Source organism: Kribbella sp. NBC_01484, from assembly GCF_036227145.1.
Classification (GTDB): domain Bacteria; phylum Actinomycetota; class Actinomycetes; order Propionibacteriales; family Kribbellaceae; genus Kribbella.
In genome coordinates this window covers 6379125-6402651 of the sequence record NZ_CP109437.1, presented here as the reverse complement: position 1 = coordinate 6402651, position 23527 = coordinate 6379125, and the positions used below count along the sequence as shown (strand labels likewise).

Sequence of the window (23527 nt, the reverse complement as noted above, 5' to 3'; positions counted from 1 at the left end):
TAGGCCAGTCGGCCCGCAGAGGGCAGTCAGCTCAACGCCGTCAGGTCGAGCAACACCCGTCCTGCTTGCGGATCCAGCACCTCTCCGACACGGTCCGCGGGCAGCAGTTCGAACTCCGGTCGCCACTGCGCAGTCGCGACATCCGCGAGCGCCTGAGCGACCGCACCGGGCTCGAGGCTGGTCCGCTGCAGATTCACCGGCAGCACTCGCAGGTCCCGGCCGATCAGCTGATGCAGATCGATCGTGGCGAACTCACCGGCGTGGTAACCCAGTACGGCGACCCGTCCGCCCGGACTGATGTGCCCGAGCACCCCACTGGTCACCGGACCACCAACAGTGTCGATGGCGGCGTCACACCAGGACAGCTCGCGACCGACCTGCCCCAGCGAGTCCACCCGGACGATCTGGTCGACCAATCCGGCCGCGGACTCGACGGACTCACCGGTCCACGCCAGTCCGATCACCTTGGCAGCCCCGGCCGACCGGGCCACCGCGGCACAGAGCCGGCCGAGCAGACTCGTGATCCCGGTGACCACCACTGTCTCGCCCTCGGCTACCTCGGCAACACGTCGTACTGCGGTATGGGCCGTCAGCACAGGTGTCAACAACGCGACCGCGGCCGTCGGCTCCAGACCCGACGGCAGACGATGTACGGCGGCATCCGGTACGACGGCGTACCGGCCCCACAGACCAGGCCTGGTCACCCCGACGCCATCGCCCCGAACCACCACCGCAGTGCCGGCCTCGAACACGCCAGAGCTGACAACGACTCCGGCTCCCTCTGAGCCCGGCGTGAACGGCGTACTGGGCTGCTTGCCCGCCAGCACCGACCTGTCCTGCTGGGTCACCGCGGCCAGCCGCATCTCCACCAGCGTCTCGCCCGTCTCGGCGACGATCTCGATCTCCTCGGCCTTCAACTGCTCTCCAGGCCCGTGACTCCGCACTACGATCCCCCGCAAGCTCATCCACGTCCTCGCTTCGCTCCGGGCGCGGATGAGGCGCAATGCACGCTGTGCTCGATGATGATCTCGCTTCGCTCGATCATGCCTCTTCCCCGTTCACAATTTGATATCTGATCACACCTAGGCGCTGCCGAAAGCGTTGTCTCACGAGGCGACGACCTCCTTCGCCAGCGGCCTGGTCAGTTCCCCGGCCGCGCCGGACCGCGCGGCCGACACCACGTCACTGCCCATCGGGAACGGCCAGTCGCTCCCGGCCAGCACCCGCTCGGCCCCGAACGTCTTCGTCAGCAGCTCCAGTACCGCGTCGTCGTGCACCAGATCGTCGACGTAGAACCGGCGCAGCGCCTCCGCCACCGACAAGGACAGCGGATCGATCCCGGGCCGGGCCTGATCGATGCCGCGCTGCCACCGTCCGGCCAGCGTCGCCGTCACACCACCCCCATGGCACAGGCAGAACCGGATCCCCGGAAACCGCCCCGGCACGTCCGCGAAGACCAGCGACGCCGCGGCCACCCCGGTCTCGTACGGATTCCCCAACAGATTCGACAGGTAGAACGAATCGAGCCGCTTGTCGTCACTGGGACCCGGGTGAACAAGAGTGAACGCCTCCAGCTCGTGCAGCACCCGCCACACCGGCTCCAGCCCCACGTAGCTCGGCGTACCGAGGGCGAAGCCGCTGAAGACACCTTCACCGGCCAGGGCCGCGGCCACGGCCGGTGCGGACGGATCGAGCAGTGGCAGCTGGCCGAGGACGCGGAGCTGGGGTGTGACGAGCTCCCGAAGGCCCTGGTTCACAAGCTCGGCCCACTCCACGCCGGCGTCGTACCGGAACAAAGCCGGCGGAACAGACACCACAGCACCGTCCAACTCCTGGTCGGCGATCCACTGCAGCAGTGCAGCCGGGTCAGCCAGTCGCCCCAACGGCAGCCGCTGCCCGTCGACCACCAGTTGACCGCTGTCGATCGACAGACCGAACTCACCGCGGTGCGCCGCCGTCAGCACTGTCGGCGGAATCAGGTGCGTGTGGACGTCCCAGCCGGCCATGTCAGCGGGCGTCCTCGTCGTTGTCGTAGAACTCCGGCCGCTCCGGGTAGTGCGAGCCGTCGTACACCTCCAGCAGGATGGAGGTCTCCTCGGCGAGCGTCGGCCCGTGCGCGCACCCCTTGGGGTTCCAGTAGAAGCTGCCCTTGGTCAGCGTCGTCCCGGTCGGCAGGTACACGTACCGCCCGGACAGGCAGAACATGAACTGGTTCGACGCGTGCTTGTGCTCCGACGGGATCCCCGACCCCTGCTCGAACCGCACCAGCGCGATCGAGGCCTCGGTCTCCGGATCGCGCCACAGCATCTTGTGTGACAGCCCGGCGAGTGACTTCTCCACCCACTCCAGGTCCTCTGTCTGCAGCAAAACCTCTCGCAGCGGCTCGTCGAAGGTCATGGGGCCTCCCGGCCTGGACTGAGGAGCGAAGGGAGCGCAGCGACTGGAGCGACGAGGGAAGGCTGGGAGACAAAGCCCCATGACCACGCCGGCGCCGAAGGCCCGGCCAAAAGCACTGTCATGGGGCCTCCCGGCCGGTGGTCCGGGTGTAGAGCTCCTCGGCCACACCGGCGCTCAGCGGAGCCACGGCAGCGATGTGTCCATCCGGCCGAACCAGTACGACGCTCTCCGGCGGTACGCCGTACCTGTTCGTGGCAACGCTGCCTGGATCGAACAGAGCGCGGTCCCGCAGGCCGGAGTCGTGCGGTGCGTCCCACCGGGAGACGGCGTAGTGCTTCAACGCCGGCGAGTCGTTCAACGGGATGTCCGGACGCCGCCGTACGTCGGTGAAGTACAGCGCGACGAACGAGTCCCGGCACAGGTCGTGGATCGTGGTCCGGCCGGTCGGACTCTGCAGGACCAGGTCAGGGGCCCGGTCACCCGCTCGGACAGCCGGAGGTTCGGCGCTGGTCGCGACCATCGACCAGTCGCCCACACCGTCCACGTCGAGCCGGACACTCAGCAGCGTGCGGTTGTACGCCGTCGCCCAAGCACCCGTGTCCTCGGTGACGGCACCACGCTGCTGGGCCATGTACTTGCGCGCGGCTTCGGCCATCTCACCCGAGCCCTCGATCGCCACCGGCCGCTGCTCCTGCTCGTACCCGTCCAGCAGCGAGGGCTCCGCCCAGCCACGCAGCACCCACGCCAGGCGCCACGGCAGGTTCGACGCGTCCAGCGCACCCGTGTTGAGGCCCAGCGCCCACATCGGCGTGATCAAGTGCGCCGCGTCGCCCATCAGGAACACCTTGCGGTCCTTGGTCCACTGCTCGGCGACCCGGTGGTGCACGTTGTAGACCACCGAGCCCATCAGCTCGATCCGGTCCACCTCGCCGATGAACTGCTTCACCTTCACCAGCAGGTCCTCGTCGTCCGGCGGCTCTGCCCCGGCAGCAAGCGGGAACAGGAAGCGCCAGTTGTCGGGCTGCCGGATCAGCACCATCCACTCGGACCGGTCCGCGAAGTACGCGAGGTAGGGGTAGTCGCGCGCGTTGCTGACGTCCAGATCCACCAGGACGTCGATCAGCATGTACCGCTCGGGCAGGGTCTCCCCCACCACCTTCACACCGAGCGCGTCGCGGATCTTGCTCCGGCCGCCGTCACATGCGAGCAGATGCGAGGCCTCGATGTCCCGCGGCCCGTCCGGCGTCTCCACGTGCAGCACTACCCGGTCGTCCAGGACGTCGAACGACAGCAGGCGGTGCCGGGTCAGCACCGGCTGCTCCAGCGCCGCCGCGAGGATCGGCTCCATCTTCTGCTGCGGCAGGTTGATCACGAACGGGAACTGCGTGTCGTTGACCAGCTCGGCCAGCTGAACCGACGCCCGGGGCGTGTTGGTGGCCCGGTCGATGTCACCGATCTCGTCGATCCGCAGTGCGGCCGCCAGGATCCCGTCGACGACCCCGTACCGGTTCCAGATCTCCAGTGTCCGGCTGAGCGTCGTACCGGCCTTGGTGTCCGAGGACAGGACGGCGTCCTCCTCGAGCAGCACGTACGGTACGCCGTAGTGCGCCAGGCCGAGGGCCGTGGTGAGGCCGATCGGTCCGGCACCGACTACCGCGACGGGAAGCTGATCAGTCACTCATCACTCCGCAAACCTCGTGAGCTTGGCAAAGGCACGTTCCCGGGTCAGCACCGACCCGGTCATCGCGGCCGCGTCGGACAGCAGGAACAGCAACGGCCCGACCACGTCCTCGGGGTCGCCGATACCTATGGTGTCGTGCCAGTGCTCCCGGTCCGCACCCGCGTTCGCAGTACGGAACTGCTCGGTGTCGATGACGCCGGGCGCGACCACGTTCACGCGGACCCGGTGCTGAACCATTTCGGCGGCCAGTGTCTTGGCGAAGGCAGTCAGTGCGGCCTTGCTCGACGCGTACGCCGCCGCACCGGCGTACCCGGTGACAGCCATGCCCGACGTGAACACGACCACCGATCCCGACCGCCGCGCCACCATGTGCGGTACGACGGCCTGGCACGTCCACACCACTCCGTCGAGGTTCACCTGCAGAGTCCTGGTCCACTCGGCCGGGTCCATCTCCAGCACCGGCGACCGAGGCTGGACAGCCGCTCCGGCGACTAGTCCGTCGATCCGGCCGTAGCGGTCGACGACAGCCGAGACACCCGCCTGCAACGAGGACCGGTCCGCCACGTCGACCTCGACGTACTCGACCGCAGCGTCGGCCGGCTTCACGACGTCGAAGACCACCGCCGTGCCACCGGCGGCGTTCACGGCCGCGGCCAGCGCCGCACCGATGCCCTGCGCACCACCGGTGATCACGACGACCTCACCTGTCGCGTCGAAGCTCACCTTCATGACGTCTCCTTCTGCTTCGACGTCTCGTGCTGCTTCCCCTCGGCCCGACTCGTCATAGTCTCGGTGATCCGCTGGAATGCGCCGGCGAGGTGGTTGCGCAAGGCCTGCTCGGCCCCGTCCGAGTCGCGCGCGAGACAGGCGTCCAGGATGGCCTGGTGCTCCTGCCGGTTCCGCTCGATCAGGAAGGCGGTAGGCCGGCTGCCGAACCGGTACCGCTCGCTGTTCTGCCAGACCGGCTCGATCGCTCGCGGCAACCACTGCGACCCGCTCGCCCGGTAGATGGCGAAGTGGAAGTCCGCATGCGCCTGCCGGGCACCCGCCGAGTCGTGCGCCCGGGAGAGCTGGAGGTGATCGGCCAGTGCGGCCGCCGCCTTCTCGAAGTCGTCACTGGTGAACCGCCCCGCGGCGGCACGGACTGCCAGCGACTCCAGGGCCAGCCGGGTCTCGTGGGTGTCGCGCAGGTCCTCCAGCGACAGATCGCGCACCCACGCGCCGCGGTGCGGGATGATCTCGACCAGTCCGAGCGCCTCGAGTCGGCGGAGCCCTTCCCGGACCGGCATCTGGCTCATCTCCAGCCGATTCGCCAGCTCCACCAGGCGCAACGGCGTACCGCTGGGAAGCTCACCGGACAGAATCAGCTGGTGCAGCTCGGCCGCGGCGTGCTCCGCGAGCGTACGACGCCCGCCCTTGCCCCCACCTGGAAGCAACTCCAACGGCCCGCTCATGCGCGGATCATGAGATCACCGCGATCGCGTTGATCTCGATCAGGTAATCAGGGTGCGCGAGCTTGCTGACCTCGATCATGGTCGAGGCCGGCAGCGGTTCGGCGAAGTACTGCGCCCGGATCTCGTGGATCTTGGCGAAGTCCTCCATGTTGCGCACGTACACATCCACCCGGCAGACGTCCGCGAGCGTGCCACCGGCCGCCTGGACCGCGGCCCGCACGTTCTCACACACCTGCCGGGTCTGCTCCCGGATGTCGCCGACGCCGGCGATACCGCCGTCCGGGCGGCGCGCGGTCATCCCGGAGACGAACACCAACCGCCCGGTCGCCTCGATCGTGGTCGCCTGCGAGAACACCCCGTTCGGGGTGTGCAGCGCGGTCGTCGAAACCTGTGTCTTCGCCATCAGCTCAGTAACCCTCCCGCCGGAACGACGGCACCGACCGCCCGCGCGGCCGCCAGCAGCCCGTCCAGCCCCGACCTCTCGATCAGTACGCCGTGCCGCCGCTGATGTGCTGCCCGGTCCGCCTCGATCTCCCCCGGCAGATGCAGCCGGTTCACCCCCGGCGCCGTCGCACTGCCCCGGACCCGCGCGGCCAGCCCGGACGAGCGCCGCCGGAAGCTCTCCACGCCGCCCATCAGCTCCGGGTCGATGGCCAGGAACAGGTGGGCACAGTCGTTCGGCCGGTCCGGCTCCCGGTACAGCGGCCGGACCTGGTCGCCCCAGCCGCCGCCGCTCAGCACGCCGGTCAGTACGTCGATCATCAGCGCCAGCCCGAAGCCCTTGTGACCGGCGGCCGGCAGCAACATCCCGAGCACGGCCTCGTCGGGGTCCGAGGTCGGGATCCCCGACGGGTCGGTCGCCCAGGTGTCCGGGATCGGCCGGCCGGCCGACGCCGCCAGCCGGATCTTGCCCAGGGCAACGGCCGACAGGGCCATGTCGAGCACGATCTCCACGCCGGCCGACGTCGGCACCGCGATCGCCAGCGGGTTGTTGCCGACGATCCGCTCGGCCCCGCCCGGGGCCGGCATCAACGGCGTGGTGTTGGACATTGCGATACCGATACACCCGGCCTGACCGGCCTGCATGGCCCAGCGGCTGGCCGCACCGAAGTGATGTGCGTTGCGGACCGACACCAGGCCGATGCCGAACTGCCCGGCCCGTTCGATCGCGTGCCCCATCGCCTGCGGGCTGGACAGTTGCCCCATGCCGCCGCGCGCGTCCACGACCATCGCGGCGCCGGCGTCGTACAGGATGTCGAGCTCGCGTTCGCGGGTGACGCCGCCGGCGTTCAGGCGCTCGACGTACATCGGGACGAGCATGACGCCGTGCGAGCTCACGCCGCGCAGGTCGGCCTCGACCAGCGCGGCGGCGATCTTCGCCGAGTCGGCCGGGTCGAAGCCGAGCGCACTGAACACCGCCGAGACAGTCGCTTCCAGCCACGCAGGCCGGACCAGAACGCGCGGATCCGCGTCGGAGGCTTGAGCCGTCATCGGGTCTCCTGGGCCCAGGGGAGCAGCAGGTGCTCCAGTAGGACCAGGCTGTAGAACAAGACGATGCTCATGATGCTCAGCAAGGTGATCGCGGCGAATGCCAGCGTGGTGTCGGCACTCGCGCCGGACTGCTGGATCACGTAGCCCAGACCGCGGGTGGCGCCGACGAACTCGGCGATCACCGAACCGATCACCGCCAGCGAGATCGCCACCTTCAGCCCGGTGAAGATCTGCGGCATCGCGTAACGCAGCCGCAGCTTGAAGAACTCCTGGGCCCGGCTCGCGTTCAGCGACCGGAGCAACTCAACCAGTTCCACCGGCGTCGACTTCATCCCCTGCGCGGTCGAGATGACCACCGGGAAGAAGCACATCAGCAGCACCATCACGACCTTGGGCAACTGCCCGAAGCCCATCCACACCACCAGCAGCGGCGCGACCGCGATCTTCGGGATCGCGTTCACCATCAGCAGCAGCGGGTAGACCAGGCGCTCCAGGACCGCCGAGCGGACGATCACGATCGCGATCGGCACACCGATCACGATCGCCAGGACGAAGCCTTCGATCGTCTCCAGCAGCGAGACCCCGGTCTCCTTCAGCAGGTACACCGGCTGCTCGGAGAACTTGCTGATCACATCGCCCGGGCTGGGCAGCAGGAACGGCTCGATCGAGAACACGACCGTGGCCAGCCACCACAGCGCGATCGCGCCGATCAGGCCGATGATCGGAAGGACGACGGCGGCGGCCGGTGAACCGGTCAGCCAGGAGCGCTTGCTCATCGCTGCCGCACCTCGTCGACCGGGCGCTGCGCGGTCTTCTCGGCCAGCAGTCCGTGCAGCCGGACACTGATCTGCGCCACCTCGGTCAGGTGCGCGTCCTGGCCGAGACTGCGCGGCCGCGGGATGTCGATGTCGACGACCTCACGCATCCGGCCCGGCCGCGGCGTCAGCACGACGACCCGGTCGGCCAGCACGATGGCCTCCTCGATCGAGTGGGTGACGAACACGATGGTGGTGGACAGCTCCATCTTGATCCGCTGCAGTTCCTCGGACAGCTCGGTCCGGGTCAGCGCGTCGAGCGCGGAGAACGGCTCGTCCATCAGCATCACCTGCGGGTCGCGGATCAGCGACCGGCACAGCGACACGCGCTGCTGCATGCCGCCGGACAGCTCGTGCGGCAGCCGCCGCTCGAACCCCTGCAGGCCAACCATCTCGAGCAACTCGTGGGCCCGGTCCCGGTACGCCGCCCGGCTCCGGGACTCCCGCCGGTCGCCGGCGCCCCCGTCGATCTCGACCGGGAGCATCACGTTGGACAGCACCGACCGCCACGGCAGCAGGGCCGGGCGCTGGAACATGAACGAGACGTCCCGGCGCGGCCCGGTGACGGGCTCGCCCGCCACCTGGACCGCACCGGACGTCGGGGAGATGAGTCCCGCGATCAGCCGGAGCAGGGTGGACTTGCCACACCCGGACCGGCCGATCAGCGTGACGAACTCGCCGTCGCGGACGTGCAGGTCGATCTTCTCGAGGGCCGTGACCTGGCCCTCGCGTCCGTCGAAGACCTGCCCGACACCGTCCAGCTGGATCATCGACAGGATTCTCAGGCCTTCGGAGCGAGGCTGACGGTGACCACGTCGTCCGGAGTCACCGAGCCGGGCTGCGGAATCGCCTTCGCGTTCTCGAGCAGTTTGATGATCGTCTTCACCCGGTCCACATCGACCTCACCGAGCGGGCCCTTGAAGTCAGTCGGCTTGGTGTAGTCCTTCATGATGGTCAGCTCTTTGGTGGCGACCTCGAGATCGGTGTTCGGCACGTACTTCTTCAGGATCGCGGCGGACCCGGCCGGGTCGTCGACGGTGTCCTGCAGGCCCTTGAGCAGCGCACCGGTGAACTTCTTCACCTGGTCCGGGTGGTCCTTGGCCAGGTCGGACCGGGTGATGATCGCGTTGCCGTAGAGGTCCGGCAGAGCCTTGCCGTACGACAGCGTGATGGCCTTGCGGTGCTTCGGGTCGGCCTTCTCGATCAGCGGCTGGCCGACCACGAACTGGCCGATGCCGTCGACCTTCTTGGTGGCGAGCAGGTTCGGCAGCGCCGGCGGCGGCGACGGGATGAACTTGACCGAGTTCGGGTCGATGCCGACCGCGTTGGCGTAGACCGGGAACATCACCGTGTTGGTCGAGCCCGGCTGGTCGCCGATCTGCTTGCCGACCAGGTCCTTCGGCGTGTTGATGCCGTAGCCCTCGAGCGACATGATCGCGGCCATCGACCGCTGGTGGATCATCCCGACCGTGGTGACCGGCAGCTTCTGCTTGCCCAGGGTGATGACGACCGCGGTGAAGTCGCCGATGCCGTAGTCGGCCTGGCCGCCGGCGACCAGCTTCATCACGTCGACCGTGCCGGAGCCCGGGTTGATCGTGACGTCGAAGCCGGCGTCCTTGAAGTAGCCCTTGTCCAGGGCCACATAGGCGTAGGCCTCCCGGCCGAAGGTGTTGAACGAGGTCAGGTAGCTGACCTTCGTCAGGCCGCTGTCCGCTGCCTTGTTCTTGTCGTCACCGTTGTTACAAGCACTGACCAGGGCGAGCCCCAGGACCGCCACCAGTGCGATGACGGAACGCCTCAACCTCATATCGACCTCTCTCGTTCCGATATTTGATCAAACATCAAATATGGAAAGGTGGTCAATCGGCCCTCCGGGGACTTCACGGTGATTTCACATCCACCGCGCCGATCCTCGCCGAGCCTACCGGCCACCTGTCCTGGAGCCGTTCCCCATACCTGTCCGTGGTCGGACCGGCATCCCGCCCCGACCACAGACCGTACCCGTCCGGACAGCAGATCGCGACGTCCACCGGCTCCGAACCCGTCCCTACCCCGTCAAATTTGCGTTAACCCTCACTTCCGGGACGACTCAGGCCACCCTCCGAGGGGCGCCGGATCCAGGGGGTTTCCCGCGATCCCTCCGGGGAGGGAGGTGGCCGGAGACGGGATTTGACACGATGAGGGGGTGACGTACGGACTGGTGCGTGGGTCGGCGCGTCCCGCGCGCGAGCCGGGTCGCCGGTCGTCGCCGCTGCGCCGCTGGGCGTCGTACGCCGGACACGCGGTGACCAGCCTGGTCCGGACGTCGACGTACCTGCGCTGGGTCTATCTGCTGCTCGGCGCCGCGCTGGTCCTGGCGTTCATCCTGGTGGACAGTGCGCTCGGCTCGGTGGTCGAGGAGCTCCAGCTGCCGAAGGTTGCCGCCGGCATCGTCCTCGCGATCCTGGTGGCCGGGCCGCCGCTCGTGCTCGGCATGCTGCCGGCGGTTCGCGAGGTCGAGGGCATCGCGGTCGAGTCGCTGCTCGACGTGCGGTTCGAGGAGCGTCCGCTCGGTCCGGCGCGGACCGGAGCGCAACGACGGCGTACGGCGGTCTGGTTCTGCCTGCACCTGGTCGCCGGCGGTGTCGTCGGCATCCTCAGCACGATCGTGTTCGGGGTCGGCGCGATGTGGCTCGCGGCGCCGTTCCGCTCCCCCGGCCCGCACGACATCGTCCCCGGGATGTCGTACGACATCAGCGGCACCTGGACCGACATCTGGCTGCCGGCGGCCGCGCTGGCCGGGATCGTCGTGCTGTTCATGCTGTCCGCCGCGGTCGGCGCGCTGCTCGCCCACCTGGCGCCGCGCGTCCTCGGCCCGACCGCCGCGGAGCGGATCGAGCTGCTCGAGCGGCAGACCGCAACCCTTGCCGAGCGCAACCGTCTGGCCCGGGAGCTGCACGACAGCGTCGGGCACGCCCTGAGTCTGGTCACCATCCAGGCCGCCGCCGCGCGCCGGGTGCTGGCGACCGATCCGGAGTTCGCCGAGACCGCGCTGGCCGCGATGGAGACGTCCGCCCGGGCCGCGCTGGCCGACCTCGACCACGTCCTCGGCCTGCTCCGCGACGACCGTCGGCCGGGTTCCCGGACCAGTCCCCAGGCGACCCTCGGCGAGCTCGACCGGCTGGTCGACGCGACCAGGGCCGGCGGGATCACGGTCGAGCTCGAACGCTCCGGCGATCTCGACCAGCTGCCGGCGGCGCTGTCCCGGGAGGCGTACCGGATCATCCAGGAGGGCCTGACCAACGCGATCCGGCACGCCGGTCACCCTGCCGATGCGCTCAGCGTGGACCTGTCGATCCGGCTCGACGCCACCGGACTGCGGCTCGTCGTGACGAACCCGGTCAGCGGGCCGGTCGACGGTCCGGCGGACCACGCGGGCGGCGGCCGCGGACTGGCCGGCATCCGTGAAAGGGTCGCCGTACTGCGCGGGACCGTGGATGCCGGCCTGACCGGAGACACCTGGCGGCTCGCGGTCACGTTGCCGGTCAGCGTGACGACGAAGGGATGACATGAACGTGTCGGTGGTCGTGGTCGACGACGAGCCGCTGATCCGCAGCGGGCTGCGCGCCATCATCAACGCCGAGCCCGACCTGACGGTCGTCGGTGAGGCCGGTGACGGCGCGGAGGTGCTCCCGGTGGTCCGCCGGACCGGCCCCGACGTCGTGCTGATGGACGTCCGGATGCCGGCCGTGGACGGCATCCAGGCGACCCGGTTGCTGCTGGAGAACCTCGACCCGGCGCCGCGCGTCCTGGTCGTCACGACGTTCGAGAACGACGACTACGTGTACGACGCACTCCGCGCCGGGGCATCCGGATTCCTGCTGAAGCGGACGCCGCCGGACGACATCATCGCCGCGATCCGCACGGTCGCCGGGAGCGAGTCGCTGTTGTTCCCGGAGGCGATCCGGGCCCTCGCGCTGGCGCACGTGGGCACGCACGCATCCCGGCCGACCGGCCTGGACGAGTACCAGCTGACCGATCGCGAGCAGGAGGTCCTGCGGTTGATGGCCCGCGGCCTGTCGAACGCGGAGATCGCCGAGGAGCTGATCCTCGGACTGCAGACGGTCAAGACGCACGTCGCCAACGTCCTGGCCAAGCTGAACGCGCGGGACCGCACGCAGGCCGTCATCCGCGCGTACGAGTCAGGCTTCGTACCGCTGCACTGAATCTCAGGTGTCGGCCAGGTCGACGGAGTCGTCAGCCAGGACGCACGCGTTGTGCAGCGGGTCGATCGCGTCGGCCCTCATCGCCACCCGCTGCAGGAGCAGGCGGAAGCTGGAGCGCTCGGACTCGTCGAGGATGCCGAGCACCTCCTGCTCAGCGGTGGCCAGGCGGCGCTCGAGGTCGCAGAGCGTCTCCAAGCCCTGCTCGGTCGGCACGATCAGCCGCGCCCGCCGGTCGGCCGGATCGGGCTGGCGCTGCACCAGACTCGCCTTCTCCAGGTCGTCCAGCAGGTAGGTCATCACCGTCCGGTCCACGCCGAGCAGCGCGGCCAGATCCAGCTGGCGCTTGGGGCCCTCGGAGTTCGTGGTCGCCAGGACCTGGTAACCCCGCGGCCCGCCCGGTATGTCGTCCAGCGCGGCGGCCGCCGCCTTCGCGTACCGCCGGAACACCACGCCCAGCGCCCAACCGAGGTCGGACTCCACGGGCGCGCCGCTGGCGGTCCCGGGCTCGGCCTCTCGGGTGGCCCGGGTCGCGACCTCGGGCGAAGAACTGCTCACGTTCCCATCGTACGTGGTGTATGCCACTCGGAATACGATCTGACTTGAATATGTTCTGCTGCACAGACTATCTTCAGAACAGCCTAACTCTCACACTCCGATGGAGATCTACGACATGAGCACTCTGCTACGCGTCGACGCGAGCATCCGCGTGGACGGATCGGTCAGCCGCGCCCTGGCGGACAGCGCGGAGGCCGCCTGGAAGGCGGAGCACCCGGACGGCGTCGTGGTCCGGCGCGACCTCGGGCTGCACCCACTGCCCGCGACCGCCTGGCCGGCCCTGGCCGGAGCCATGCTGGGCCAGGAGTCCGCTGCCGACAGCATGCCGGTGGCGGAAGCGAAGGCCCTCGCCGAGGAACTCGCGGCCGAGGTCAAGAACGCCGACGCGATCCTGCTCGCCGTACCGCTGTACAACTACGGCATCGCACAGCACGTGAAGACCTGGATCGACCTGTTGCTGATCGACCAGGAACTGGTCCGCGGCCCCAGCCCGACGGCCGGCCGCCCGGTCATCTTCACGCTGGCTCGCGGTGGCGGCTACAGCCCCGGCACCCCGAGGCACGGCTGGGACCACGCCACGCCGTACCTGGAGCGCGTCTTCGGCGACATCCTCGGCATGAACATCCGCACCGCCGCCGCCGAGCTCACCCTCGCCCCGGTCACCCCGGGCATGGAGGAGCTCATCGACGCCTCCAAGGTCTCCGAGTCGGCGGCCCACGTCACCGCCGAGGAACACGGCACCGTGGTAGGCCGCGCGCTCGTCGGCAAGGCCGCCTGACAGGTGTCGGACGCCCGCCATGTGAGTGGCGGGAGTCCACCTAGACGGGCCGCCAGGTCGACAGCGTGACCGACAGCGTGACGATCGCCGGTTCGGGCAGTACGGCGAGCCGCCCGGTGAGCTCCCGGTAGTTGACGTGCCGCGCGCTCGGCGTCATCAGCACCAAATGCTCGACCGCTGTTCGGTCGAGCCGCATCGTCTCCTCGATCACCTCGCTGCCGGACCGGACGAACACCCCGGCGAACGACTCCTGCAGCCGGCGCTCTTTCTCCTCGTCCACCGTCACGAGCCCCAGTACGCCGACCAGCTCGGCAAGGTGCTGCTGATTCGGTGTGACCACCAGCAATGTGCCGTCAGGCGCGAGTACCCGGGCCATCTCAGCGGCGTTGCGCGGGGCGAACACGTTCAGCATCAGCTGGGCCGAGTCGTCCAGCAGTGGCAGCTCCTGCCAGGCGTCGCACACCACCGACCCGATCCGCGGATCCGCCCTTGCCGCGCGGCGAGCGGCGTACCGCGAAACGTCCAAGGCGACCCCGCGCCGGCTGGTTGCGGTGCCGAGGACGCCGGCCAGGTAGTAGGCGGTGCCGGCGCCGACTTCCACCACCAGGTCGTCGTCACGCAGACCCGCGGCTGCCAGGATGAGCGCGTCCCGGATCGGCGCGTAGTGGCCGCTGCCGAGGAACACGGTCCGGGCGCCGATCATCCCGGCCGAGTCGCCGTCGATCCCGGTGGATGCCGAGGGCAACAAGTTGAGGTAGCCCTGCTTGGCCAGGTCGTAGGCGTGGCCGCGCGGGCAGCGCGCGGTCCGGTCGGTCAGGGCGAGGGCGTCGCCGCAGACGGGACAGCGCAGTACCGCTACCAGGTCGGCCTCCACCGGCCCAGCCTCTCAGGTGATGTCGCGGCTGGTGATCCGGGCCCAGGCGGCGGTGTAGAAGACAGCCAGATACCCGGCTTGCAGCAGCAGGTTGAGGCCGATGTCATGCCAGTACGGCGGATCTCGCAACAGGTCGGCGAACGACGACCAGCGGTACATCAGCAACCACGGATGGATCACGTGGATCTGCGGGATCGCGGTCATGATGCCGAGCACGATGAACGTGCCGAACGTGGCGGCCATCGCGGCCAGCGGGGTCGACGTCAGCGACGACACGAACAGCCCGATCCCGGCGAGCCCGAGCAGTGACAGCGAGATCACCACGGCGATCCCCAGCGCGCGGAGCAGGCCGTCACCGAGCGAGACCGTCGTACCGGAGAGCAGGAGTACGTCGCCGACCGGGAACAGTACGAATCCGACTATCAGGCCGGAGACCCAGATCGTCATCGTCGCGGCCAGGCAGAACACGGCGAGCGCGACCATCTTGGCCGCGAGCAACCGGGAGCGCCCGGCCGGCGCGGTCAGCATGACCCGCAGGGTGCCGAGACTGGACTCGCCCGCGAGCGACTCGCCCGAGATGACCGTCACGGCGGTCGGCAGGAAGAACGGCAGCGACAGCCCGAGACTCGCGACGATCAGGAACAGGCCGTTGCCGGCGACCTGGCCGAGGAAGCCCTCGGTGCCGCCTTCGGAGCCGGAGAGCTTGATCGCGATCCCGATCAGCAGCGGGACGGCCGCGAGGACACCGAGGCCGACCTGGGTGCGGGCCCGCCCGAAGACGAGCCGCAACTCTGAGCGGAACAGGCCGAGGGTATGGCGGCCGGCGGACACCGGCCCAGCGACGGCCACTGCACTACTCGGCGACATCGAAGCCCTCCCCGGTGAGTGCGACGAAGGCATCTTCCAGGCTGGGCCGCTCCAGCCCGAAGCCGTGGATGCGGACGTCGGCGGCGACCAGCGCGGCGGCGAACTTCTCGATCGGCAGTTCGCCGGGGTCGCCTTCGACGGTCTCGGCAGTGGTCTTGAGGTCGGTGACACCCAGGCCCTGGAGTGTGTCGGCTGCCTGGCCCAGGTCCGGCGTACGGACGATCAGGCGGGGCCGGAGCTCGGAGCGGAGGTCGGCGACGGTGGACTGGCGGACCAGGCGACCGCGACTCATCACGGCGGCGTGGGTGCAGACCTGCTCGACCTCGGCCAGCAGGTGGGTCGAGGTGAAGACTGTGGTGCCGTCGGCGGCGAGCTCGCGGATCAGGTGCCGGACCTCGCGGGTGCCCTGGGGGTCGAGACCGTTGGTCGGCTCGTCCAGGACGAGGAGTTCGCGGCGCTGCATCAGCGCGACCGCGATGGCCAGGCGCTGCTTCATGCCGAGTGAGTACGCACGGAGCTTCTTGCCGGCCGCGTTCGAGAGGCCGACCCGTTCGAGCGCCTCACCCGCGCGGGCCTTGCGGGTCCGGGGGTCGGCGGTGCGGTCGGCGGCGTCGAACCTGAGCAGGTTGGCCTGCCCGGTCCAGAACGGGTAGAACGCGGGGCCTTCGACCAGCGCGCCGACGCGTGGGAGGACCCTGAGGTGCGCCTTCGGCATCGGCTCCCCGAGCAGCTCGACCGAGCCGGACGTGGGGGCGATCAGGCCGAGCAGCATCCGGATCGTTGTCGTCTTCCCTGACCCGTTCGGCCCGAGAAACCCGAACACACTCCCCGCGGGCACCTCGAGATCAACCGCATCGACCGCTACCTGGCCCCCGTGGAACCGCTTCGTCAGGCCCCGAGTCACCACGGGGTTCCCACCCACCTGCGTCGCCGACGCCGGGGGCGTCCCGACAAACCGACCTGTCGCCGCGAATGCAGGGGCCCCCTCCGCTGCGTGAGGTGACGGCGGAGGGGGCGGGGTCGGTGTGCTCACGGTTAGCGGGGTGCCTTGGCTGCGGCGGCCTGCAGGGTGTCGGGGGTGACCAGGCCGACGAAGACGCGACCGTCGTCGGTGATCAGCACGCTCACCATCTTGCTGGTGAGGACCTTGCCCGTACCCCACGAGCCCTGGACGGTCGGCGCCTTGGCCAGCAGTTGGTCGAGCGCTCCGTTGCCGGTGGTGGCCGGCACGCCACGCACCATCGCGACGCTCTCCCAGCCCTTACCGATCACGGTCGGGCCGTCCGACTTCGCCGTACCGGGCTTGACCGGCTTCTCGCCCTTCGGACCGATCGCCTTCGGCGGCGTGCCCTGCTTCGGGATCTCGCCGGCAGCAGGCGCCTTCTCCGTCACCTTCACACCCGGCGGCGGGGTGAACGCGAAGGTACTGGCAGCCGGTACGTCGAACGACACCGAGGTGAACCCGAGCTGCACGGCCGGGCTGTTCCCCGTCCGCGGCATCACGGTCACCTCGAGCGGGACCCACGTCTTGGAGTCGACCGCCAGCGTGACCGAGCCGACGGTCGTCTTGTCGGTCTTCGGCACCAGGCGCAGCTTGTACGCGTCGCGGCCGGCGACCTTCTCTGTGCCGCTCACGTCAACCGTGGTGGTCGGGTCGATCGCGTCCAGGAACTGCTTGGCCACCGCCTGCGGGTTGTAGTCCTGCGGCGTGGCCTTCTCCGGCTTCGACGTGTGCGCCGGGACAGTCAGCTTCACAGCCTCACGCTTCGACGAGTCGTACGCCCAGGCCGACGTGCCATCCGTCGTCCACATCCGCTCGGCCATGTTGTCGAGCACCGAGACCCGAGCCTTGTCCGGGCTCGCGAACGCAACCCGGGCTGTGTGCTCGCCGTTCAGCAGGTCGAGGATCTGGTTGCTGCCGCCATCGTGCATCCCGGGGAGCGAGGGCAGGCCCAGATCCGTGGCGGAGCGCACGGTGCCGCTCAGGCCGTCCACCTTCGCGGTCTGCACCTTGGCGAGCAGATCCTGCGCGGTGATCCCGGGCAGCTTGGGCGAGGCATCGGCAACAACCGGCCCGAGTGCCCCCACACCTGCCACCACGGCGACTGTCGCGACCGGAACCATCCACCGTCGACTGCGCTGCACTACACCCATGCATCAAGACTCGCACCGGCGCAGGCCGGAACCAAGGGTCTCAGGGTCAGTTCACCCAAAAGAGTGAGCCCGGAGTAAGACCGTGGTAGTACACCGGACTCAGGTTTCCCTCAGCCGGCTCGCCGTACGGCGTGAATCAGCGGCCCTGGAGAGCGTCGAGGGCGACTGTCATTGCGGCGGCGACGCGGAAATCCAGGCGCTGGTCCTGGACGGTGACGTGGTAACGATCCCGGACCGAGATCTTCCGCTCGACCGACAAGACCGGTTGCCCGGTGCCCCGATCGGTGAAGTCGAAGTGGAAGATGAACGGCAGCGGGATCTCTCCGACGAACGGGACGAACTCCCAGACCCGGCGGACGATCGCGACGGTCGGGTTGCGCTCCGTGCCGTCCGCGTCCACGCCGGCTCCGCTCAGTTGCCAACTGGACCGGAACAGGCTTTTGCCGAACTCCTTCTTGAACCACCCGATCTGCTGACCGTTCGCGTCGAACACGTCGTAGCCGGAGCCGAGGTCGATCGTCTTGCGGGCCTTGAACGAGAACACCGGCCGGGACTTGGTGCCGTCGGCGTAGAAGGTGACCTGTTCCTTGAACGCCATCCGCTTCTGCTGCGCGAACGCCAGCAGCGGGCCGTCGCTCCCGTCCGGGTTGGCGGCGATCAGCTCGTACTTGTTGGCCATCATGGTGACCCGCTGCTTCATCGAGAACGCGGGCACGTGCATGGTCGACTCCGGTGTCATGGCGAGGAGTGTGCCATCCCACCCGGCTCATCGACACAGCTCACGCCACAGGCCGAGGCGCCCACTCGCAGTCCGCGAGCCAGCGCGTCCGCCTCCGCTGACTGCCCTGCCGCCCGTACGACGATCTCCCCGACCCCCTGCATCGCCAGATCCCGTGCGATCTCGACTCCGAGCTCGACCGCCTCCACCGGCGTCCGCGCCGGTCGCCACAGCACCCCGAAGTCGGCTGCCGGTTTCTCAGCTCGCAGTACGACGACCAACGCATCGGACTGCTTCAGGTCTGTCGCCGGATCGCCGCCCACGATCACGGTGATTCGCTGACCGCCTGCAACTGGTACGGCGTCCTGCCCGGCCTGCACCGCATCGTCGACAATCGACGCGCGCCGGCCCCATTCCTCGTGGTGAACCGCCCAGGCGAGCGGCCGGCGCGCGGCCCAGCCCGTACGCACCAGCTCGGGCGCGGCGGCGAACTCCTCCACGTGCCCGACACACAGATAACCGACAATCTCAATGTGAGCCGGAAGGTTCAGCACCGCCGCGACCTCATCCGGCGCGAAGAACGAGACCCAGCCGACGCCAAGCCCTTCGGCGCGCGCGGCCAGCCACAGGTTCTGGATCGCGATCGCGGCGGAGAACCACGTCGTCCGCGGATCCGCGTGCCGACCCAGCACATGCCGCCCACCCCGGCCCGGGTCGCAGGTCACCGCAATGTTCAACGGAGTATCGAGAATCGCCTCGATCTTCAGCCCGTCGAAAGCCCCGCGCCGATCCGCCGGCAACGACGCCGCGAACGCATCCCGCTGAGCCGTCGCCAGCTCATGCACCTTCCGCCGAGTAGCCACATCCCGGATCAACAGAAAGTCCCAAGGCTGGCTCAACCCCACACTGGGCGCCCGATGCCCCGCCTCCAGCACCCTCAACAGCACCTCATCATCAACCGGCAGATCCAAGAACCCCCGCCGCACATCCCGCCGCTCAGCAATCACCCGATGCACCACCGCCCGCTCCTCAGCCAGGTAGCCAGGAGCCGGCGGAACTTCCGGCAGTCGGCCGACAGCTGCTGTCGCCTGTGCGGAGCGGCGCTTGGTGACCACGAGCTCTGCTCCGGTCGCAAGGACGGCCGCCTCCGCGACACTTGGGACGCCTGTCAGGTGCTCGACCGCTTGGCTCGGCGTCGGGACCGGGTGGCGTGCCAGCTCTTCAGGTGCGGCGGTTTGGAGTTCGGCGCCGAGTGATGCCGTCAGGCGTTGTAGTCCAGGCTCGGTTTCACGGCCGGCCACCGTGACCACGTAGCGCACTGTCCCCGCGCCTGCTTCGGCCAGCGCACCCGCAACCAGGTCGCGGAGTTCCTGATAGGGGGTGCCGGCGCGGAGGCCTACTCCGACGACGAGGTTCATTTGTCCAGGCCCGTGTGGACGCGGGCCGCGGCGACGAAGCGGGCTGGGATGTCCGGGGTCGCCGTCCAGTGCAGATGCAGGTACGACGCGTGCAGCCGGGGCAACGCGATCCCCTCGACGCCACCCGGCAGGTACCAGGCCGGATCCACCTCGGCGTCGAGCTCGATCGCCGTACGGTGGAACTCGTGGCCCCGAACGCGGCGGCCCTCGTCGAGGAACGTGGTGGTTGTAGCGGCGATCGCCGTCCGGTAGCCGAGGGTCAGACGGCTCGTCATCCGGCCGGCCGCGGGCAGGACGCCGGTCATCGGGTGGCCGTCGAGCTCACGGCAGAGGTACAGCAGCCCGGCGCACTCGGCGATCACCGGGAGCCCGGCCGCCACCTCGGTGGCGACCTGGCGGCGGAGGCCCTCGTTGGCGGACAGCGCCTCGGCATGCAGTTCGGGGAAACCACCGCCGAGGTAGAGCGCTGCAGTTGCCTCAGGCAATGGATCGGACAACGGGTCGAGGGTAACCACTTCGGCGCCGGCGGCGACGAGCAACTCGGTGGTCTCGGTGTAGTGGAACGAGAAGACCGGACCGCTGGCAACGGCAACCACCGGACGCCCGTTCTCGGCCGGAGTCACCTCGGCAGAAGGATCCCAGGCCTCGACGGCGGCCGGCGCCGCAGCTCGGGCGGCCGCGACGAACGCTTCCAGGTCGACCCCTTGGCGGACCAGTTCGGCCGCCGCCTCGACCGCGTCGACAGCCTGCTCGCGTTGCTCACCGGCCGGGACGAGACCGAGGTGCCGGCTGGGCACGGTCAGGCGGGTGTCGCGCCGGAGGACGCCGAGCACCGGTACGCCGGTCGGCGCGACGCCGGCGCGGACCTCGGCCTCGTGCCGGTCCGAGCCGACCTTGTTCAGGACCACGCCGACGATCCGCACCTCGGTGTCGAAGGCAACGAAACCCTGGACGACGGCACCGACACTGCGTCCGGCCGCCGACGCGTCCACGACCAGTACGACGGGTGCCTGAAGCAACTTCGCGACATGGGCCGTGGACGCATACCCCTCGGTCCCGAGGGCACCGTCGTACAGGCCCATCACACCCTCGACGACGGCGATGTCCGCACCGACGGTCCCGTGCGCGAACAGCGGCGCGACCCGCTCCTCCCCCGACAACATCGGATCGAGATTCCGCCCCGGCCTACCGGTGGCGACCGCGTGGAACCCTGGATCGATGTAGTCGGGCCCGACCTTGAACCCCGCCACCGTGTGCCCGGCCTGCCGCAGCGCCGCCATCAGCCCGACGGCAACGGTCGTCTTCCCCGCCCCCGAAGACGGCGCCGCCACCACCACCCGCGGGATCACGCGCCCTCCCCTCGCGACCGTGCGCTCACCACTCGATGCCCTTCTGGCCCTTCTGGCCGACGTCCATCGGGTGCTTGATCTTCGTCATCTCGGTCACCAGGTCGGCGGCTTCGAGCAGCCGCGGATCAGCGTTGCGGCCGGTGATGACGACGTACTGGTGGCCCGGTCGGTTCACCAGCGTGTCGACCACCTCGTCGACGTCGACCCAGCCCCACTTCATCGGGTACGTGAACTCGTCCAGGACGTAGAGGTCGTGCGTCTCCGCAGCGATCCGGCGCTGGATCTCCCGCCAGCCTTCGAGCGCGTCGGCGGCGTGGTCTTCGTCGGTGCCGGCCTTGCGCGACCAACTCCACCCCTCGCCCATCTTGTGCCATTCGACCGGGCCGCCCTCACCCGTTGCCACGTGCAACTGGCCGAGGGCCTTGAAGGCGCTCTCTTCGCCGACCTTCCATTTCGCGCTCTTCACGAACTGGAACACGCCGATGTTCCAGCCCTGGTTCCAGCCGCGCAGCGCCATCCCGAAGGCCGCCGTCGACTTCCCCTTCATCTCGCCGGTGTGCACCATCAGCAGCGGGCGATTCCGGCGTTGCCGGGTGGTCAGGCCGTCCGCCGGGACGACCGTCGGCTGTCCTTTCGGCATCTCAGGCCGCCTTCCGCTCGGTGACGGTGCGGATGAGGTTGCCTGCGGCAACTTCCCCGAGGTCGAGGTACTCCGCGCCCAGGTCCGCGGCGAGTTCCCCGGCCAGGCCGAGCCGGACCCCACGATGCGGTTCGCAGTCGACCACGACGGTGGCGATCCCCTGCTGAGCAAGCCATCCGGCGGCCTGCCTCGCCCGGGCGAAGGCTTGGTCTCCGTGGGTCGCGCGGCCGTCGGTGACAAGCACGAGCAGGGGCCGACGTCGCGGGTCGCGGATCGCGGCGATCCGTAGTACCTCCGCTGCCTGGAGCAGACCTTCGGCGAGGGGTGTGCGTCCACCGGTCGGTAGCGACTCGAGACGTCGTACGGCGGTCTCGACGCTGCCGGTGGGCGGCAACGCAACCGTGGCCGCGGCGCCGGCGAACGTGACGAGGCCGACGGTGTCGCGACGCTGGTACGCGTCGAGCAGCAGCGAGACGATCGCGGTCTTCACCGCCCGCATCCGCTGCTTCGTCCCCATCGACCCCGACGCGTCAACACAGAACAGAACAAGGTTGCCCTCGCGCCCTTCCCGCACGGCGAGCCGCACATCCGAGGGTCGTACGGCGAGCCCGGCGCCGGCGCGACCCCGAGCGTGCTGATGCGGGGCAGCGGACCGGATGGTCGCCAGCAGATGCGGACGCCCAGCCTCCCGACCGATGCGGGCGCGATCACCCACCACGCGCCCGACCTCGGTGATCGCCCGGGACCGCCGCCCGGCGACACCGGCGCCTGCGGCCTGCACGCTGAGCAGGCGCGCCTTGTAGGGCTCGGAGCTTCCGGCCACCTCGCCGACCGGCGCCGGCCGGCCACCCGCCTCGCCGGGATCCGCGCCGTCCTCCAGGCTGGCGCCGGGGGCCGGGGAGTCCGAGTCCGCTCGGCTTCCGTCGGAGCGATCCGCGCCGGATAGGTTCGCGTCCGACTGGTCTACGTCGGACCGGTCTGCGTCAGCCGGGCTGCCGTCGTCTGCGGGGTCCGCTCCCCCACCCGGGCCATCCGGGTCGTCGTCGGGGTTGGGTGCTGGGGTGCTGTCTTGGATGGCTTGTTCTAGTTGGTTCTCGTCGAGGCCGGGGGCGTCGAAGGGGTTCCGGCGGCGGCGATGGGGCAGGGCGAGTTTGGCGGCGGCGCGGACGTCGTCGACCTCGACGACGGTGCGGCCGGACCAGGCCGCGTGGGCGACCGCCGTACGCGCGGTGACCAGGTCGGCGCGCATGCCGTCAACGTCGAAGGACGCGCAGATCTCGGCGATCTGGCGGAGCGCGGCGTCGGTCAGGATGACCTCGGTGATCAGGTCGCGCGCCTTGACGATGCGCTCGGCGAGCTCCCGCTGCGGTCCGTCGTGCCGCGCAACGAAGCCCGCCGGATCAGCCTCGTACGCGAGCCGCGCGCGCATCACCTCCACACGCACGGCAGGATCGCGGCTGGCGACGACGTCGACGGTCAGGCCGAAGCGATCGAGCAACTGCGGCCGGAGCTCGCCCTCCTCCGGGTTCATCGTGCCGACCAGGACGAAGCGCGCCGGGTGCGTGACGGACACCCCGTCACGCTCGACGGTCGCGCGACCCATCGCGGCGGCGTCGAGCAGTACGTCGACCAGATGATCGTGCAGGAGGTTGACCTCGTCGACATACAGAAGTCCGCGGTGCGCGGCAGCAAGCAGACCGGGTTCGTACGCCGTGATGCCCTCGGCGAGCGCCTTCTCCAGATGCAGCGACCCGAGCACCCGATCCTCGGTCGCGCCGACGGGCAACTCGACCAGCCGGGCAGGCCGGTTGAGGGCCTCCGTGCTGTCGTGCGGTCCGTCGGGGCAGGTGTCGTCAGGGTGTTCGGGGTCGCAGGAGAACCGACAACCCGGTACGACGTCCACAGGTGGGAGGATCTCGGTCAACGCGCGGACCGCGGTCGACTTCGCCGTACCCTTCTCGCCCCGGATCAGCACCCCGCCGATCGCCGGCGAGATGGCTGCCAGGATCAGGGCGAGCTGAAGGTCGTCCATTCCGACTACGGCGGTGAACGGGAATCCGGTGGACGGTGAGGCTGGCCGCATCGGCGGTGGGTCCCTTCGTCGAGCGGGTATCCACGCCCGCCACGGCTG

The 23527-nt window shown here is 69.5% G+C and carries 24 protein-coding genes; 3 read left to right on the top strand and 21 right to left on the bottom strand.

What is annotated here, in order from left to right; genetic code table 11:
• Positions 1-26: 26 nt before the first annotated feature.
• The 11 genes from OG555_RS31140 to OG555_RS31090 form a co-directional block, all read right to left on the bottom strand.
• Entirely contained in the window at positions 27-965 is a 939-nt protein-coding gene (locus tag OG555_RS31140) for a zinc-binding alcohol dehydrogenase family protein (RefSeq protein WP_329476117.1), read from the bottom strand.
• A 141-nt stretch (positions 966-1106) separates the two neighbouring features.
• Complete coding sequence (locus OG555_RS31135) at positions 1107-2006, bottom strand: amidohydrolase family protein (RefSeq protein WP_329476116.1); 900 nt, start codon at positions 2004-2006, stop codon at positions 1107-1109.
• A gap of 1 nt (position 2007) precedes the next feature.
• Positions 2008-2397: a cupin domain-containing protein gene (locus tag OG555_RS31130; RefSeq protein WP_329476115.1), complete on the bottom strand. Its 390-nt coding sequence runs from the start codon at positions 2395-2397 to the stop codon at positions 2008-2010.
• Between the two features lie 118 nt (positions 2398-2515).
• A complete protein-coding gene (locus tag OG555_RS31125; protein ID WP_329476114.1) occupies positions 2516-4075 on the bottom strand; it encodes an FAD-dependent monooxygenase in 1560 nt (519 codons plus the stop codon).
• 3 nt (positions 4076-4078) lie between these two features.
• Positions 4079-4807 carry an SDR family NAD(P)-dependent oxidoreductase gene (locus OG555_RS31120; protein ID WP_329476113.1) on the bottom strand — a complete coding sequence of 243 codons (729 nt, stop codon included), beginning with the start codon at positions 4805-4807 and terminating at the stop codon, positions 4079-4081.
• Positions 4804-5532: a GntR family transcriptional regulator gene (locus OG555_RS31115; RefSeq protein WP_329476112.1), complete on the bottom strand. Its 729-nt coding sequence runs from the start codon at positions 5530-5532 to the stop codon at positions 4804-4806. Before OG555_RS31115 ends, OG555_RS31120 begins: the two co-directional genes overlap by 4 nt.
• A gap of 7 nt (positions 5533-5539) precedes the next feature.
• Positions 5540-5935 carry a RidA family protein gene (locus tag OG555_RS31110; protein ID WP_329476111.1) on the bottom strand — a complete coding sequence of 132 codons (396 nt, stop codon included), beginning with the start codon at positions 5933-5935 and terminating at the stop codon, positions 5540-5542.
• Positions 5935-7023 carry an Ldh family oxidoreductase gene (locus tag OG555_RS31105; protein WP_329476110.1) on the bottom strand — a complete coding sequence of 363 codons (1089 nt, stop codon included), beginning with the start codon at positions 7021-7023 and terminating at the stop codon, positions 5935-5937. Before OG555_RS31105 ends, OG555_RS31110 begins: the two co-directional genes overlap by 1 nt.
• Positions 7020-7799 carry an ABC transporter permease gene (locus OG555_RS31100; protein WP_329476109.1) on the bottom strand — a complete coding sequence of 260 codons (780 nt, stop codon included), beginning with the start codon at positions 7797-7799 and terminating at the stop codon, positions 7020-7022. The genes OG555_RS31105 and OG555_RS31100 overlap by 4 nt, the downstream gene beginning before the upstream one ends.
• Positions 7796-8608, bottom strand: a complete 813-nt coding sequence (locus tag OG555_RS31095; protein ID WP_329476108.1) for an ABC transporter ATP-binding protein — start codon at positions 8606-8608, stop codon at positions 7796-7798. The genes OG555_RS31100 and OG555_RS31095 overlap by 4 nt, the downstream gene beginning before the upstream one ends.
• Positions 8609-8619: 11 nt before the next feature.
• Positions 8620-9645, bottom strand: a complete 1026-nt coding sequence (locus tag OG555_RS31090) for an ABC transporter substrate-binding protein (protein ID WP_329476107.1) — start codon at positions 9643-9645, stop codon at positions 8620-8622.
• A 378-nt stretch (positions 9646-10023) separates the two neighbouring features.
• On the opposite strand from OG555_RS31090, the gene OG555_RS31085 reads away from it, so the two are divergent.
• Both OG555_RS31085 and OG555_RS31080 read left to right on the top strand, forming a co-directional pair.
• Positions 10024-11385, top strand: a complete 1362-nt coding sequence (locus OG555_RS31085) for a sensor histidine kinase (RefSeq protein ID WP_329476106.1) — start codon at positions 10024-10026, stop codon at positions 11383-11385.
• A gap of 1 nt (position 11386) precedes the next feature.
• Positions 11387-12043, top strand: a complete 657-nt coding sequence (locus tag OG555_RS31080; protein ID WP_329476105.1) for a response regulator transcription factor — start codon at positions 11387-11389, stop codon at positions 12041-12043.
• Between the two features lie 3 nt (positions 12044-12046).
• Here OG555_RS31080 and OG555_RS31075 read toward each other — a convergent pair whose 3' ends face one another.
• Positions 12047-12598, bottom strand: a complete 552-nt coding sequence (locus tag OG555_RS31075) for a MarR family winged helix-turn-helix transcriptional regulator (RefSeq protein WP_329476104.1) — start codon at positions 12596-12598, stop codon at positions 12047-12049.
• A gap of 115 nt (positions 12599-12713) precedes the next feature.
• Between OG555_RS31075 and OG555_RS31070 the strand changes: the two genes are divergently transcribed.
• Positions 12714-13376, top strand: coding sequence for an FMN-dependent NADH-azoreductase (locus OG555_RS31070; RefSeq protein WP_329476103.1), 663 nt, complete (start codon positions 12714-12716; stop codon positions 13374-13376).
• 40 nt (positions 13377-13416) lie between these two features.
• Here the strand turns inward: OG555_RS31070 and OG555_RS31065 are convergent, their stop codons facing one another.
• From OG555_RS31065 to OG555_RS31025, 9 genes are all read right to left on the bottom strand, one after another.
• The gene (locus OG555_RS31065; RefSeq protein WP_329476102.1) at positions 13417-14250 is read right to left on the bottom strand and encodes a putative RNA methyltransferase; all 834 of its coding nucleotides are present in this window, start codon (positions 14248-14250) and stop codon (positions 13417-13419) included.
• A 12-nt stretch (positions 14251-14262) separates the two neighbouring features.
• Positions 14263-15117, bottom strand: coding sequence for an ABC transporter permease (locus OG555_RS31060; protein WP_329476101.1), 855 nt, complete (start codon positions 15115-15117; stop codon positions 14263-14265).
• Positions 15104-16024, bottom strand: a complete 921-nt coding sequence (locus tag OG555_RS31055) for an ABC transporter ATP-binding protein (RefSeq protein ID WP_329476100.1) — start codon at positions 16022-16024, stop codon at positions 15104-15106. Before OG555_RS31055 ends, OG555_RS31060 begins: the two co-directional genes overlap by 14 nt.
• Positions 16025-16152: 128 nt before the next feature.
• On the bottom strand, positions 16153-17271 hold the full coding sequence (locus OG555_RS31050; protein WP_329476099.1) for a LolA family protein: 1119 nt from the start codon (positions 17269-17271) through the stop codon (positions 16153-16155).
• 136 nt (positions 17272-17407) lie between these two features.
• Positions 17408-18010, bottom strand: coding sequence for a hypothetical protein (locus OG555_RS31045; protein ID WP_329476098.1), 603 nt, complete (start codon positions 18008-18010; stop codon positions 17408-17410).
• Positions 18007-19407, bottom strand: a complete 1401-nt coding sequence (gene bluB, locus OG555_RS31040; protein ID WP_329476097.1) for a 5,6-dimethylbenzimidazole synthase — start codon at positions 19405-19407, stop codon at positions 18007-18009. Before bluB ends, OG555_RS31045 begins: the two co-directional genes overlap by 4 nt.
• Positions 19404-20756, bottom strand: a complete 1353-nt coding sequence (locus OG555_RS31035) for a cobyrinate a,c-diamide synthase (protein WP_329476096.1) — start codon at positions 20754-20756, stop codon at positions 19404-19406. The genes bluB and OG555_RS31035 overlap by 4 nt, the downstream gene beginning before the upstream one ends.
• A gap of 25 nt (positions 20757-20781) precedes the next feature.
• Positions 20782-21396 (bottom strand): cob(I)yrinic acid a,c-diamide adenosyltransferase, encoded by a 615-nt coding sequence (gene cobO / locus OG555_RS31030; RefSeq protein WP_329476095.1) that lies wholly within the window; start codon positions 21394-21396, stop codon positions 20782-20784.
• A gap of 1 nt (position 21397) precedes the next feature.
• Complete coding sequence (locus OG555_RS31025; protein ID WP_329476094.1) at positions 21398-23479, bottom strand: putative cobaltochelatase; 2082 nt, start codon at positions 23477-23479, stop codon at positions 21398-21400.
• Positions 23480-23527 lie beyond the last annotated feature (48 nt).

What these genes read in the sequence shown, in the direction of transcription:
- OG555_RS31140 (WP_329476117.1), bottom strand. Translation starts at nt 965, where the DNA reads ATGAGCTTGCGGGGGATCGTAGTGCGGAGTCACGGGCCTGGAGAGCAG.
- OG555_RS31135 (WP_329476116.1), bottom strand. Translation starts at nt 2,006, where the DNA reads ATGGCCGGCTGGGACGTCCACACGCACCTGATTCCGCCGACAGTGCTG.
- OG555_RS31130 (WP_329476115.1), bottom strand. Translation starts at nt 2,397, where the DNA reads ATGACCTTCGACGAGCCGCTGCGAGAGGTTTTGCTGCAGACAGAGGAC.
- OG555_RS31120 (WP_329476113.1), bottom strand. Translation starts at nt 4,807, where the DNA reads ATGAAGGTGAGCTTCGACGCGACAGGTGAGGTCGTCGTGATCACCGGT.
- OG555_RS31115 (WP_329476112.1), bottom strand. Translation starts at nt 5,532, where the DNA reads ATGAGCGGGCCGTTGGAGTTGCTTCCAGGTGGGGGCAAGGGCGGGCGT.
- OG555_RS31110 (WP_329476111.1), bottom strand. Translation starts at nt 5,935, where the DNA reads ATGGCGAAGACACAGGTTTCGACGACCGCGCTGCACACCCCGAACGGG.
- OG555_RS31105 (WP_329476110.1), bottom strand. Translation starts at nt 7,023, where the DNA reads ATGACGGCTCAAGCCTCCGACGCGGATCCGCGCGTTCTGGTCCGGCCT.
- OG555_RS31100 (WP_329476109.1), bottom strand. Translation starts at nt 7,799, where the DNA reads ATGAGCAAGCGCTCCTGGCTGACCGGTTCACCGGCCGCCGCCGTCGTC.
- OG555_RS31095 (WP_329476108.1), bottom strand. Translation starts at nt 8,608, where the DNA reads ATGATCCAGCTGGACGGTGTCGGGCAGGTCTTCGACGGACGCGAGGGC.
- OG555_RS31090 (WP_329476107.1), bottom strand. Translation starts at nt 9,645, where the DNA reads ATGAGGTTGAGGCGTTCCGTCATCGCACTGGTGGCGGTCCTGGGGCTC.
- OG555_RS31080 (WP_329476105.1), top strand. Translation starts at nt 11,387, where the DNA reads ATGAACGTGTCGGTGGTCGTGGTCGACGACGAGCCGCTGATCCGCAGC.
- OG555_RS31070 (WP_329476103.1), top strand. Translation starts at nt 12,714, where the DNA reads ATGAGCACTCTGCTACGCGTCGACGCGAGCATCCGCGTGGACGGATCG.
- OG555_RS31060 (WP_329476101.1), bottom strand. Translation starts at nt 15,117, where the DNA reads ATGTCGCCGAGTAGTGCAGTGGCCGTCGCTGGGCCGGTGTCCGCCGGC.
- OG555_RS31050 (WP_329476099.1), bottom strand. Translation starts at nt 17,271, where the DNA reads ATGGGTGTAGTGCAGCGCAGTCGACGGTGGATGGTTCCGGTCGCGACA.
- OG555_RS31045 (WP_329476098.1), bottom strand. Translation starts at nt 18,010, where the DNA reads ATGACACCGGAGTCGACCATGCACGTGCCCGCGTTCTCGATGAAGCAG.
- bluB (WP_329476097.1), bottom strand. Translation starts at nt 19,407, where the DNA reads ATGAACCTCGTCGTCGGAGTAGGCCTCCGCGCCGGCACCCCCTATCAG.
- cobO (WP_329476095.1), bottom strand. Translation starts at nt 21,396, where the DNA reads ATGCCGAAAGGACAGCCGACGGTCGTCCCGGCGGACGGCCTGACCACC.
- OG555_RS31025 (WP_329476094.1), bottom strand. Translation starts at nt 23,479, where the DNA reads ATGCGGCCAGCCTCACCGTCCACCGGATTCCCGTTCACCGCCGTAGTC.